The organism is Spirosoma daeguense (assembly GCF_054776875.1).
This window is the reverse complement of sequence record NZ_BAAHBF010000017.1, coordinates 1-12860: the sequence shown is the minus strand read 5'-3', so window position 1 is coordinate 12860 and position 12860 is coordinate 1. Positions and strand designations below refer to the sequence as shown.

15 protein-coding genes and 1 pseudogene are annotated in these 12860 nt (G+C 47.0%); 5 read left to right on the top strand and 11 right to left on the bottom strand.

Going from position 1 to position 12860, the window contains the following annotated elements; all coding sequences use genetic code 11:
- Nucleotides 1-80: 80 nt before the first annotated feature.
- Both guaB and ACYVD4_RS31745 read right to left on the bottom strand, forming a co-directional pair.
- A pseudogene (gene guaB / locus ACYVD4_RS31750) lies at nt 81-1255 on the bottom strand (IMP dehydrogenase); the annotation flags it as partial.
- Between the two features lie 392 nt (nt 1256-1647).
- On the bottom strand, nt 1648-2661 hold the full coding sequence (locus ACYVD4_RS31745) for an IS110 family RNA-guided transposase (RefSeq protein ID WP_460952448.1): 1014 nt from the start codon (nt 2659-2661) through the stop codon (nt 1648-1650).
- A gap of 261 nt (nt 2662-2922) precedes the next feature.
- Here ACYVD4_RS31745 and ACYVD4_RS31740 point away from each other — a divergent pair, with 261 nt between their 5' ends.
- Entirely contained in the window at nt 2923-3519 is a 597-nt protein-coding gene (locus ACYVD4_RS31740) for an IS3 family transposase (protein WP_460952451.1), read from the top strand.
- Here the strand turns inward: ACYVD4_RS31740 and ACYVD4_RS31735 are convergent.
- Together ACYVD4_RS31735 and ACYVD4_RS31730 are read right to left on the bottom strand one after the other, a co-directional pair.
- Nucleotides 3505-3828, bottom strand: coding sequence for a transposase (locus tag ACYVD4_RS31735; protein ID WP_460952446.1), 324 nt, complete (start codon nt 3826-3828; stop codon nt 3505-3507). The two genes, ACYVD4_RS31740 and ACYVD4_RS31735, sit on opposite strands and share 15 nt — an antisense overlap.
- A 67-nt stretch (nt 3829-3895) precedes the next feature.
- Nucleotides 3896-4528, bottom strand: a complete 633-nt coding sequence (locus ACYVD4_RS31730) for an IS110 family transposase (RefSeq protein ID WP_460952444.1) — start codon at nt 4526-4528, stop codon at nt 3896-3898.
- Between the two features lie 308 nt (nt 4529-4836).
- On the opposite strand from ACYVD4_RS31730, the gene ACYVD4_RS31725 reads away from it, so the two are divergent.
- Together ACYVD4_RS31725 and ACYVD4_RS31720 are read left to right on the top strand one after the other, a co-directional pair.
- Nucleotides 4837-5097 (top strand): integrase core domain-containing protein, encoded by a 261-nt coding sequence (locus ACYVD4_RS31725; protein ID WP_460952442.1) that lies wholly within the window; start codon nt 4837-4839, stop codon nt 5095-5097.
- Between the two features lie 315 nt (nt 5098-5412).
- Nucleotides 5413-5577, top strand: a complete 165-nt coding sequence (locus ACYVD4_RS31720; protein WP_460952441.1) for a hypothetical protein — start codon at nt 5413-5415, stop codon at nt 5575-5577.
- Nucleotides 5578-5634: 57 nt separating this feature from the next.
- Here ACYVD4_RS31720 and ACYVD4_RS31715 read toward each other — a convergent pair whose 3' ends face one another.
- From ACYVD4_RS31715 to ACYVD4_RS31695, 5 genes are all read right to left on the bottom strand, one after another.
- Entirely contained in the window at nt 5635-6438 is an 804-nt protein-coding gene (locus tag ACYVD4_RS31715) for an RpnC/YadD family protein (protein ID WP_460952440.1), read from the bottom strand.
- A gap of 94 nt (nt 6439-6532) precedes the next feature.
- The gene (locus ACYVD4_RS31710) at nt 6533-6904 is read right to left on the bottom strand and encodes a P63C domain-containing protein (protein WP_460952450.1); all 372 of its coding nucleotides are present in this window, start codon (nt 6902-6904) and stop codon (nt 6533-6535) included.
- A 219-nt stretch (nt 6905-7123) separates the two neighbouring features.
- Nucleotides 7124-8335 (bottom strand): ImmA/IrrE family metallo-endopeptidase, encoded by a 1212-nt coding sequence (locus tag ACYVD4_RS31705; RefSeq protein ID WP_460952438.1) that lies wholly within the window; start codon nt 8333-8335, stop codon nt 7124-7126.
- A gap of 405 nt (nt 8336-8740) precedes the next feature.
- Complete coding sequence (locus ACYVD4_RS31700) at nt 8741-9295, bottom strand: hypothetical protein (protein ID WP_460952436.1); 555 nt, start codon at nt 9293-9295, stop codon at nt 8741-8743.
- A 797-nt stretch (nt 9296-10092) separates the two neighbouring features.
- Nucleotides 10093-10548, bottom strand: a complete 456-nt coding sequence (locus ACYVD4_RS31695; protein ID WP_460952434.1) for a hypothetical protein — start codon at nt 10546-10548, stop codon at nt 10093-10095.
- Between the two features lie 219 nt (nt 10549-10767).
- On the opposite strand from ACYVD4_RS31695, the gene ACYVD4_RS31690 reads away from it, so the two are divergent.
- Nucleotides 10768-11154 (top strand): hypothetical protein, encoded by a 387-nt coding sequence (locus ACYVD4_RS31690; protein WP_460952433.1) that lies wholly within the window; start codon nt 10768-10770, stop codon nt 11152-11154.
- 187 nt (nt 11155-11341) lie between these two features.
- On the opposite strand, the gene ACYVD4_RS31685 is transcribed toward ACYVD4_RS31690, so the two are convergent.
- Nucleotides 11342-12046 (bottom strand): hypothetical protein, encoded by a 705-nt coding sequence (locus ACYVD4_RS31685; protein WP_460952431.1) that lies wholly within the window; start codon nt 12044-12046, stop codon nt 11342-11344.
- Nucleotides 12047-12428: 382 nt separating this feature from the next.
- Here ACYVD4_RS31685 and ACYVD4_RS31680 point away from each other — a divergent pair, with 382 nt between their 5' ends.
- Complete coding sequence (locus ACYVD4_RS31680; protein ID WP_460952430.1) at nt 12429-12626, top strand: hypothetical protein; 198 nt, start codon at nt 12429-12431, stop codon at nt 12624-12626.
- Nucleotides 12627-12666: 40 nt separating this feature from the next.
- Here ACYVD4_RS31680 and ACYVD4_RS31675 read toward each other — a convergent pair.
- Nucleotides 12667-12860 (bottom strand): hypothetical protein (locus ACYVD4_RS31675; RefSeq protein ID WP_460952428.1); only part of this gene is annotated, 194 nt, incomplete at its 5' end.

Here is a 12860-nt window from a genome sequence, read left to right as displayed (position 1 = left end):
AAACGAAGTGCATGGCTAATTTTTGTTAAATTTAATCAGTAGGCTGTCAATCTAAGGATGGCCTGCGTAACATCAGTGAGTTACTTCGAGGAATAGTTGGGGGCTTCTTTCTGAATGGCTATATCATGGGGATGACTCTCCCGAGAACCGGCGGTAGTTATCTGCACAAATCTAGCCTGTTGCAAGCTAAGAATATCGGCGGCTCCACAGTAACCCATGCCTGCTTTTAGCCCCCCTACTAATTGATACAAAATTTCCGAGACGTTGCCTTTTAAGGGGACCCGACCAACAATACCCTCGGGCACCAGTTTCTTGACGTCTGCTTCAGCCGTCTGGAAATAACGATCTTTTGAGCCATCTTCCATAGCTTCCACCGATCCCATACCCCGATACGTTTTAAACCTTCGTCCTTCAAAGAGAACAATTGATCCGGGCGACTCTTCCGTTCCGGCTAATAACGAACCAATCATGACCGTGCTGGCCCCACAAGCTAAAGCTTTAGTGATGTCGCTCGAAAAACGAACACCCCCATCCGCAACAACGGGAATACCCGTTCCTTGTAGTGCTTTGACCGCTTCATAAACCGCATTGAGTTGGGGCATACCAATCCCAGCAATAATCCGTGTAGTACAGATGCTGCCCGGTCCTACGCCCACTTTCACCGCGTTGGCTCCAGCATTGGCGAGCGCTTTAGCAGCTTCTCCAGTAGCCACATTTCCAGCAATGATTTCTACGCTAGCATACTGTTGCTTGATGCGTTTGACAGCAGTCAAGACATCTTTGTGATGACCATGAGCCGTATCGATGCTAAGCACATCGACGCCCGCTCTTGGCAGGGCTTCAATGCGTTGATCCGTGTCCTTGGTAACGCCCACGGCGGCTCCTACTCGTAAGCGACCAAATGGGTCTTTACAGGCATTAGGAAAACTCTTTTTCTTTAAGATATCCTTTCCTTATACGTTATCAACCCCACTAGCTGATACGCTTGGTTAACAATCGGCAATTTCTCAATGCGATGCTGTTGCAAAATACTCTCCGCTTCGTCCAGCGTTAATCCCTCCCGGGCGGTGATCAGATTGTCACGGGTCATCACCTCCGTGACAGGTTTGGTCATATCATACTGAAACCGTAAGTCTCGGTTGGTTAGGATGCCGATTAGTTTCTCCGCTTCATCGACTACGGGGATACCCCCAACCTTAAATTCACTCATGATCTTGAGGGCATCACTCAGCGTAGCAGTTTGGGGCAAGGTGATGGTGGACTTGCTACATTTGACTGGAGGAATTTTTTAGGCTGATTTGATCATATTCTTAAATCTGACTCTTATGAAAAGACGCATTTTTGATGAAACCTTCAGACAGATGGCCATCGATTTGTCTTACGCAAAAGGCTCGGTTCGCTAAGCGGCCGAAGAACTAGGAATTGATTCGGGCAGAATCAGTAAATGGCGACAACGAGATAACAAAGCGGCCCCGTCAGCTAAATCAAATACGGATCTGACCGACGAACAAAAGCAAATCCGTCAGCTTCAAAAACAACACAAAGAAGCTCAGCTAGAACGCGATATCTTAAAAAAGGCGGTCAGCATCTTTTTCAGGGGCGACCGCGAATTCTAAGCTAAAAACAAGGGGTTCGCATATAAATTTATCAGGATGCCACAGTTTCAGAGTAGGTCGGATTTTTGACGTATGGGGTTCCCCTTTGCACTACCGCGAATACACGGCTGATCAATTTATTACGTACCCCATTCAACGCCACTAGCTTAGGCTTGCCTTCAGCAAGTTTCCGGTTGTAATAGACAGAGAACTCGTTAGCTGATTGAATAGCCGATGTCGCCCCACTACTTAACAAAGACTTTAATTTCATGTCTCCAATCTTGCTCAATCGACTCCGACCACGAACGCTGCTTCCTGATGTATGATCAAAGGGGGCAGTACCAGCGAAACAGGCTAATTGGCGCCAGTTGTCAAAGTTCTTGAAACATTGCGTATGCACTAGTAAGTAAGCCCCCGTTTGTAAGCCAATGCCAGTTACCGAGGTGGCTAGCTGATACGTCTTTTGCACTACCGGATCCTCCGCAATCACCACGTGCAACTGCTTATCTACCAATCGCACGCTAGCCATCAGTTGAGCAATATGTTTCTGGGTATCGCGAATAATGCTGGCACTGAACTCTTTATCAACGAAACTAGCTAACTCGTTGGCTGCTACCTCCAAGGCTACTCTATTCTTGACTAACCGTTGTCGGTAAGCCAACAGATGCTGAATTTTGAGCAACGTCTTGGACGGTAGTTGAGAGAGTTTTATCTCATCGCGATACAAATAGGCAAACCGGGCCAGCATCACGGCGTCTGATTTGTCATTTTTGGCGCGTTGAATGCCCATAGACCGCTTAACGTGCAGTGCCGATTGTAATGAATAACGGAGCTGGTGCTGAGCGAAAAAGCAACACAGGGGAAGAGCATAGATGCCGGTATGTTCGAGACAAAATAGTAAGCCGGTTGAAGTCCCATGCTGATGTACCCAGGCTAATAATTTACGAAAGCCAGAAGGGCGATTCTCAAACTGCTGATGAAGCGAGGGCTCAGTCGCCGAAACGTACAAGGCTGCATCAATCGTCAGTTTAGAAACATCGATGCCCACAAAAGAAGTAAATGCCATAGCTACGATTGGAAAGGTGATTGAAATACCGCGATTGGAGTTAGCTAATACCTTTATGAGGCCCTGACGCCTATCATTCTAATTGGCTCCCATCCAACCAAACAATGCCGGTTCTAATTCGCGGTTGAGGTCGTTAACCTAGCGGCGGACCAAGTTCACCGGCACTGCTGGTAGTATCTGAAAATATAGGACTTTTACAGACAGGCAAAGCTAAAGGCGGCGGACCGTGGGAGATATTCCGATTTATAAAGGAACGCGCCAATCAGTTTTCCACGGTCCGCCGTTGCGGTTGAAAGGATGTGTAAAGTGCTCAGGGTGAGTATAAGTGGCTATTACTATTGGCGCAAACATCCAATCGGAGCCCGACAGCTTAAGACTCAACAGTTATTGATTCAAATTCAACAGGTTTATGAGCGCAGTCAATCGCGTTATGGTAGTCCGCGCATTGCCGACGCACTTCGGGAGCAGGGTGTGAAGGCCTCGCGTAACCGTATTGCCAGACTCATGCGCAAAACAGGTATCCGTAGTATTGTCTACAAAAAGTATCGGGTGCAGACGACCAACTCAAATCCTGATTATCTAGTAGCTAAAAATCTGCTAAACAGGGAGTTTTCAGCCGATAAACCCGACAAAAAGTGGGTATCCGACATCACTTACATTGCCACAGCAGAAGGTTGGCTGTACTTGACAGCGATTTTGGATTTAGCGGATCGGAAAGTGATTGGCTGGGCCTTGAGTGCTAGTTTAAAAGCAACTGATACGAGTGTAGCGGCCTGGCGGATGGCTCTTAAAAATAGAGTCATAGACGGCACACTTATCTTTCATCGCTCCGATTTCTATGATCTATGCAAGGGTTGAGACATAAGTTTTGTTATACTTTTCTTTTCGTCGAACAACGGCGTAAACTCGGTGGATGAGCTTGTTTCGGATGGCGTTCAGTACCAGCATTTTGTTCTTGCCTTCGGCTACTTTACGTTGGTAATAAGTTCGCAATTCGCCTTCCTTTCGAATACATGACATAGCACCCAAGTGGAATAGAGCCTTCAGACGTTTCCTGGCTTGATGACTCACCCTAGTCTTGCCCCGTACACTGGTCCCTGAGCGGTATTCGAAGGGAGCCACCCCCGCGTGGCAGGCCATCTGTTTAGGATCAGTAATGGTAGTCATTTCGTTGGTGACGATAATGATCTCCGTAGCGGTTATCGAGCCGATGCCAGGTACTGAAACGATCCAATCAAAGACGGAGCAGCCCGAGCGGTTCTTTGAGGTGGCAATCGGCCTCAATAAGTCGGTTGATCTGCTGCTCAATGGCTTTCTGCTCGTCTTTAAGAGTAATTAATGATTTACGGGAGCTGCGCTGAAGCTGCTTTTGTAAAAGGGGATTAATAAATGAATCTTGTTCAGCTAAGGGACCGGCCAACAGATTGTAAGCCTGAATAAGTCGCTGACGGGCGGCACTCAGAAACGCTAGCTGTTGAATAACAGGGCGAGGAGGCTGCCACAGGCGAATTTGATCACGGAAACGGTAAGCATACTGGGCAATACGGTGGGCGTCAACGGTGTCATTCTTACCACGTTGCATTCCACCAGCTTGCTTAATTTGTAGACTACTTTCTAGCCAAATGGGTAGTCGTAGTTTGTAAAGAAATTCCAGTACATGCGCATTATATATTCCCGTGTGCTCCATGCAAAATACGACTTGAGTCATATCCCAACCCGGTAAGACTTTCAATTGGCGAAGGGCTGTTTTGATGCCAGCCATCGTGTTTGGGGTATGCATGTCGAGCAGGGAACCCTGCTGGCTGTAAACTGCCCAATCGAGAGTAGTCTTAGCAATGTCGATGCCGACGTAGTGGAGAAAGTCCATAAAACGGTTTAGTTTTGGTCCATCAGTCAATCGAACCTGCCTACACTCAAACCCTTGTAATGGGCCGTGAACCCGTCTTTCTATCTGAGTCGAAGCAAGTTCATCAGAGTGGGGACCTAAATCGGAGCATAGGTCTTTCCTCGGCGACCCGTTAGGTTAGCCCCACTCTGTTTGACTGCTAGCAAGCTACCAATTCTTGGTTTCTTACGAGCCCACAAACCTAAAGGGCGGCCCGGTCAGACCGTGGGATTCAGTATGCCTGCACCAACTTTCGGGATGAGTTGAGGGGATTGCCCGTGGAACAAAGTATGACGGGGTCGCCCGGCGGCCGAAAGGGGAACTGTTGGGACAATGCAGTGGTCGAAAGCTTTTTCAAGACGCTCAAGAGCGAGTTGGTCAACCACACTCACGTTGAAACACGGGCAGCGGCCCGGTTGGCCACGTTCGAATATATTGAAGGTTGCGGGGCCGCCCGGCGGTACTATCGCCGACGGAAACATTCGGTATTGAATTACCGCACGCCCTGTGAACAGGAATCTTATTTTTTTACTTCCTCAATGGCAGCTTAGAAAAATCTCCACTATACTATTGCAAGTCCAGTTGGGCGTTGAGTCTTCTAATGGCAATTTCTGACCAAATTATCGTAACGACTGGGATTGACAGGACTGCTAACCCAATAACCATCACCATGATGGCTCCCAAAGCGATGCCTGCCTGGAGCAGAATTATTACCATGCTAGAATCAAAGCTCACCTAATCAGGCGTTTCCTGTGTCACATGCTACGTGCCAAATCCCCTTTTTTGACTATGCTAACGGGGGATTTCCTATGTCCCACGCTACGTAGCAAACTCGCCTTTTCGGCCGACCAACTGGCGCGATTCTCGTGTCGACAGAAGCCAGCCAACGAGCCAAAACCGCCCGGCCACGGGACGAGCAACCTGTCGCCGGAGACCCCGAAATGGAAGCACTGGCTATTGGCAACACCCAACACCCGCAGGGGCTGATGGGGAGCGAAGCGAGCCTTTACACCCCTGCCCGGTTGGGCTGAAAATCTATGACTTTGGGACGTGCTTCCTGTCGCCGGATACGCTGAATATAGAGAAGACTATTTCTGCTGAACTTGCTTTACGAACTCAACCGATACCCCGGCAATGTCCGCAACTTGTTCGACTGTCAGAGATATTTTTGCCAATAAGTTTTTAACAAAATCCACTTTGGCCTTTTCCTCTCCTTTGTCAAAACCGACCATATAAGCCGCGTCCTTCTCAACACTTACAAACTTGCTGATGCTGTCCATAGCTATGTCTTTTAGATTACTGCCTAAGTTACGCAATTGCGCCAACACCCGCAACTGCTTGAAATACCTCTTTAACGGAAAATCCCCGGTTGCCGTTTCTTCGATACGTTGAATGATTTGCTCCAACGCCTTTTCAGGGCTGTCCCCTCGAAAATCACCTAGGACGCTTAAAACTACTTCTTCTGGTCGGGCCGATTTCAAGAAGATATGGTAATCCAACTCTGCAAACGAAATCAGCGGGAAGTCAAATTTCATGCGCTTTCGGTTGAGATGCGTTGGCATTTGGGGCTTGGACGCTCCCAAGTAAATAACGTACTGCTCAACTGGGATTTCGTATTTACGCTCCAGCATCACGTAGTACTCAGCCATTCGATAGACCATCTTTGGCTCGTCGGCTACCTGAAACTCAATCTGTAAAACGTAAGTTTCGCCCTGGCTGTCAGTTATTTTCTTCAGAGCATCGGGCTTACGCTCCTTTGTGTGTTGAATATCGTCAGGCAGTTCTTCTGACTCAATAGCGGTAATGCCGAGGATATTTTGCATCAGACTCGGAATGACGGCTTCAATGTTTTCTTTGAATATTTTGTCGTACTGGCTGACCTGTTTACCCATGTGGCAAAATTACCAGAAATCTCCGAAAACTCACCGGAACGTTTCCTCTGTCGCCCGTTCACAAAACTTGTAAATCTATTTCAGGACAATACAATTAGTCCATGAAGGCATCCATTTGCCATGACCTGCCACATTTCTTGCGTAAGCACTGAATAAGACGAAAGCGCCCCATACCGACGCATTCGCCCATAACGCTTATTGCCTCTTTAAGAAACTGGGTTAACTTCTGGTCGGCATCATCTGTCAGCAACTGGTGATGGTACAAGGGACGTTCTCCGTCCTTACTCATGGGATTTCTTGTCTGAACTTCTTTTACGAAACCTTTCCCAAATCGGTCGTAAATTATGTCATTGGTTATCCTCGCCATTATAGGCGGCTTTCTGTGCATTTTTTCTTCTGTGACAGGCAGCCCTAACACATGGGCCATTTGACGATAATACTCATCAGGGTACTTTTTCCTGTACACTTTCGGATTACCTAACAAGTGGTCAAACTTAGGATTGTGCTTCTTGTACTCAATGAGAAAAGCTTTGGCGAGCGTTTTATCAAGTGTTTCATCGAACCCTTGTTTATCGACAAAGCTGGCCGCTTTGGAAAGATCAACTCTCTTTCCTCCTCTGGGGTTAGCTTTCTTTCAACCTGTTCGCCCTGCTTCTGCGTTGTTGACTTCTTTTGTTTTGACATACTACAATCCTTTAAAAACGCCCTGTTCTCTTACTTTAGTGACCTCCTTTATTGACTTTCTATTCTGCCATGGAACTGAACTCAATGGCTTCACAGCTTCCATGAAAGAAGGAATTTCATCGTAAAATTTTGCCCAAGACTTATCTTCTGACTCTCTATTGTCCCAGCAATAGAAAATGTAAATCAGGCTTGGGTGTATGTAATTGGCTTTCGCGTACTCTGCCACGAAAGATTTCTTGTTTATATATGGGAAAATTTCCTCCTTATTCTTTTTTGGAAAAAGGAACTCACGGGCGAAATTATCAGCTTCCACTTCGCTCATTGAAAACAAATCAATGTCACCCGAAATATGTCGTTTATTGATTTTAATCTCCTCCCAATCAAATAAAATGTGGTGAAGTTCGTGCATCAATGCAAACCAAAGTGATGGATAGTATTTTGTGTAGTTAGTTAAAGCGATAGCGGGCTTATCGTTTATGGCAAACGTAGCCCCTCTGACATGAAGGTCATTTATATGAGGCTCAAAAATAACCGTTACTCCAAGTTCAAATAGCTCTCTGACTACTTGAAACAAACCTTTCTCTACATTCATTGTATGCCACCTTATGGATGGTACATAATCAATTAATTTTGACCTGTCATATTCGTAGTGATTGTTAATGCGTAAATTTTTCTCAGCAGACCAGACCCAGAACTCTCTTGTCATTCTATTCTTAGGCTTCACTTTGCCACTGCTAAAAACAGCACCAACGGCTTCTTTACCGTAGTCGGTAATATCTTTCAAGCCAAAGTAGGTAACAATTTTCTCTTCAATATACTTAAAATCGGATATGTTATCCAGAAAGCCACACTTTTGTAAGTTGGGCAAATCAAAATTATCGAGTATAAATTTCTTTCTGTTCCAATCGTCAATTTCTTGCCCAAAATTGTTTGTTACTTCATGTAAATATAATTCAACGACCTGACTGAATGGAATTTGTAAAAAGTCGGATATTCTCATCAAAAGTAGGAAGTCCACCAGTTTGTGGCTACCTTTTAACACTCTATGCAATGGCCTGTACGAAGTATTTAGCAGTGCTAACGCACCTCTTTCCGATAGTCCGGAATCAATTACCCGTTGCTCAAACAGCTCCTCAAAAACAGTGTTCTGACTGTTTTCGTAATCGCGAAGCAGGTCATCTAAGTCGTTCTGTTGGTATTCCTCGTCTGTCATAATTCAAGTGATGCACGTTTGCATCACGCAAATATACTTCAAAACGAACAGGACGCAATATATTTTTGATTTGATGCAAATGTGCATCAGTTAGGATTGTCGCTCGTAACTTACCTAACCCACTTACCTTGCCAAACACAAGGCAACCTTTGTCGCCCGAAAGTCCGAATTTGATGCTCAAACTTGCCTACGCGGGTCGGTTGGCCTGTCAACCGAAGCCGACAAGCGAGCAAAAAAGCTATCCTATCGGGGACGCGCAACCTGTCGACCGAAAGCCCGACGTTGAAGCCCATTTTGGCCGATGTACCCAACGCCCCAAGGGGCTGATGGATGATAACACTACATTCCTGAACACGAGTCACTTCCAACCTTTACACCCCCTGCCGGTTGGGCTGCTTAGCCTCCTCACCGGCGCGCATCCTGTCGACGGGAAGCTACCCCACGCGGAGCGGACAACAACGCAGATGTGCCTGTTTTTGAATTCTGTTTAATTATAATGTCAATTTGCTTTTGCAATTTCTCAATCTGTGGGTCAATTGTGTTTTGTTGTTTCAAGTACGTTGTCAACGCCAAAATGAACCCTAATATTCCGATAACTACTCCGAAAACTTGAAACAGAGTCGTCTGATTTCTAGACGCCGTCAAATTGTGATAATGATTGTCAACTGCGGCTTTTTTACCTGTCTCGGTAATCAAATAAAGATGATTCTTTTGATTTGGATTTGGGTCGATCTGAAATAAACTTGCATAGCCGTCAACAGAAATAGAAATCATCAATTTCTCAATTTCTGATTTGTTGAGTTTAACGATGTCTGTCAATTCTAAAACTGATAGACTTCTCCCTACATCAGTCACTTGTGTTCCAAAATTTGTTTCGTCATAGCCAATTTTCCACTTGTCGTAAAGTGCTTTAAGCAGTTTGCCTTTCTTAGTATTATTATCCTTTACAAATATTGTCATTTCTAATTCCAACCCATTTTAGAGCGGTTGGTGGTTTGGCTATTACGTTGTTACTGACACAATTGGGACGTTCCTCGTGTCGACGATACGTGCCAAACACGCTTTTTTTGATTTCCTGACTGGGGCGATTCTCGTGTCGACCAGAGCAACCTGACGAGCCCCAAGATGGCGGCTGAGATGGCTCCCTTGTCGCACGAGACCCCACGACTACGTTGTTTTCGCTGTTGTGTCCACCCAACGCCCGCGAGGGCTGATGGAGCAGCACACAAATTGACTAAAACAACTGTACTTTCACCTTTACACCCTCGTTTGGTTGGGCTGCAAACTTTCCCTCGGGACGTGCGCCCTGTCACCCGACAGCGACCCCACGCGGAGCGGACAACAACGCACGGTCCGATTCAAGACCAGCGCGAAGCCTGGCCGGACGGTTTTTATTGAGCGCGAAGCCCACCACTTTCCTTGGCGGGGCGGTTGACCTGTCGCAGAGGACTTAGCAAACTCGCTTTTCGACTTGCCTAACTCCGGCGTGTCCGTTGTCGCAGGTGACCAAAAAAGCCACCTAATCGGGGCGTTTCCGGTGTCGACCGAAGCTGACTAACGAACAAAAAAAGCCTGCCTTGTCGAGTCGTGCGGCTTGTCGCCCGGAAGCTGACCACTACGTTATCTGCTGTTTGTCACCACCCAACGACCACAGGGGTTGATGGATGAGGATGCAAGATAACTGAACACGACCCACTTGCGACCTTTACACCCCTGTTTGGTTGGGTTGCTAGACGTCCTAACCGGCGTGCTTCCTGTCACACGAAATTTGCCGGAGTAGAGCTTAATACTCTTTTGATTTCGCTGTGATTAGAACCTGTTACTTCAAATAAATCTGAAGTGGGATTTTGCAAAATGAAATCGTAAATATTTGCCAGAAAGATTATTGTATTTTCTCGGCCAGAGGTATATAATTTGTAAGTCTGCCCTAATATTAACTTCTTCACAAACACATCTTCTTCCCTGAAACGACCTTCCCATTGAGAATGGTCGGACGGTAAAGATGCATTCTCTTTTATTTTTTGTTGTAAGGTGAGTTGCAGCTTCTCCAAAAGATGATGTTGAAATATTTTGACAATAGTTAACGGTTTCAGGTTATCCAAATCGGCTTGGCTTCTACCTAAAATCTCATTCCAAATCTGAAGCCGGTCACTGCCTTTTCCTGCAATGTCAATGATGTTCAAATCAGCATCAATAATGTAAGCGAATTTCATAAAGTCTTATTAAAAGCTTAACCTGTAGGAGCGCTTCCCATGTCACACGCTACATGCCAAATCCACTTTTTGGCTACCCAACCGGGGCGGTTCTCGTGTCGACCGAAGCGGCCTGACGAGCTAAGGAAGCCCTATTACGGGACGAGCAGCCTGTCGCACGGAAGCTAGAAATAGAAGCCTTCGCTGTTGAGTTCACCCAACGCCCGCGAGGGCTGATGGATGAGCAGACCACTCAAGACAACAACCGGAGCGTCAACCTTTACACCCTCGTTTGGTTGGGCTGCATACCGTCCGACGGGACGTGCGTCCTGTCACCCGGCAGCTACCCTGCGCGAAGCCACACGCTACGGGTCAGAGCCGTCATTTCACTACCTCTCCGCTCCGGCGGCCCGGTCGTGTCGAACGTACCCTTTTTTCGCTTCCTTGTCGGGGCGTGTCCTCTGTCGCAGGCAACCTAAAAAACGCCCCAACTCAGGCGTTTCTGGTGTCGACCGAAAGCCGACCAACGAGCCAAACAGCCCGACCTGGGGACGTGCTCACTGTCGCACGCAAACCTGCAAACGAGCACTGCTTTTTGACCCGCCACCCAACGACCCAGGGGGCTGATGGCCCCGCGAGCTAGCTGAAAGGGGCGAAGTAGCTGCCTGCCTTTACACCCCCTGCTGGTTGGGCTGCTTTGCTTGACGTTGCGGCCTGCCTCCTGTCACAGAAGAGACTAAAACGATGGAGCAATTATAGGCGATGCGTCTTTCAAAATACATAAAACAGTAACTTGCCCTCATTGGCAAATAGGCTAATCGGATTTGCTCGATTGTCCAAGCTCCAAAATCGTTTTGATAATGCCAGGATCTCCTTTGGAAAGCATCAATGCTTTAAGCCCTTTTTCCGTATCGGATAGCGTGTTGTCGGTTAGTAATTCAAGCATATCAGGGTTTTCGGCAAGCACGGATAAAAAATTTGCCATCGCTTCGTTGTTATTTGCCTGTTTTTGTTCGTAAGTGGGAAAAGCAAATTTGATGAGTTGCGCCAAGTGAAGAACCTGATTGTCGGGTTTTTCAGGGAAACGGTCGTACCAAGTGAAATACTCTTTTAACTGTTTAGACAAATCTTTGATGCCCTTCGGTGTGCATTCATATTCGATATAACGCTGGTGGGAAAGGTCAAATGGAGCTTTGATTTTTATATCAGCATTTTTAACGAGAATGGTTCCGGGTTTGAAGCAATGACGCAGCCCTAATTCGTAGTAAACATTTGGGTTGGGAAACGTAATGTCAGCAATTACAAAGCTGTCATACATTAAGTGAGTTAAGATGTCTGTCGTAATTGTTCCGGGAACTGCACACTCATCAGCCCTCAAAACGTTTACTCGTGGTCTAGCACCTTGTATTGCTGCTTTTAGTACGTTTTCGTAATCACCTTTCAGCTGTTCTGCTGTAACTTCAATTTCGTCATACTTTTGGTCACTTATAGCCATTATGACAAAGCAATGTTCTTCCATATACGTTGACTATGTATTTGAATTATATAAAGTTTCCCTGTCGTTCGTAATCTGAATTACACTCTTTACTCTCCTAACCAGGGCGTTTGCTCTGTCGAACGCGACCCGCCCATTAACCAAAGCCCGACTTGCGGGACGTTTACTCTGTCACACGAACTCTGAAATGGAAACCTAAACCTGCCCAACCGGGGCGTTCGCCTTGTCGACCGGAACCTGAAAATGGAAGCTTAAAGCTGCACACACGAGCCTCACAACCTGTCGTACGCAAGCCCACAAACGAGCACTACTTTTTGGCGCATCACCCAACGACCATGAGGGTTGATGGATGAGGAAGCTACGTGCTTGAACAGAAACAACCTGCAACCTTTACACCCTCATTTGGTTGGGCTGCCCAGCCTTCCCAACCGGCGAGCATCCTGTCGCCCGAAGGGTGACAGGCGCGAAGCGAACCACAACGCAACAAATCCGATTTCCAGACCAGCGCGAAGCCGTTGCTACGTTCCCAGCGGCTGAAAAGTTCCCTTTCACTACGTTTCTCGTGTCGGACGCTACGCTGCCAATTCACTTTTTACTTACCTAACCGGGGCGCTTCTCGTGTCGCAGGAGACCAAAAAAACCGCCTAATTCTGGCATTTCTCGTGTCGGCCGGAAGCTGCCCAACGAGCCGAACAGCCTACCTTCGGGACGTGCCCACTGTCGCATGGAAGCCGCAAATACGCTTTTCTGCTTGTTGGGTTCACCCAACGACCATGAGGGCTGATGGATGAGAACGCTACGTCCTTGAACAACCACAACTCCCAACCTTTACACCCTC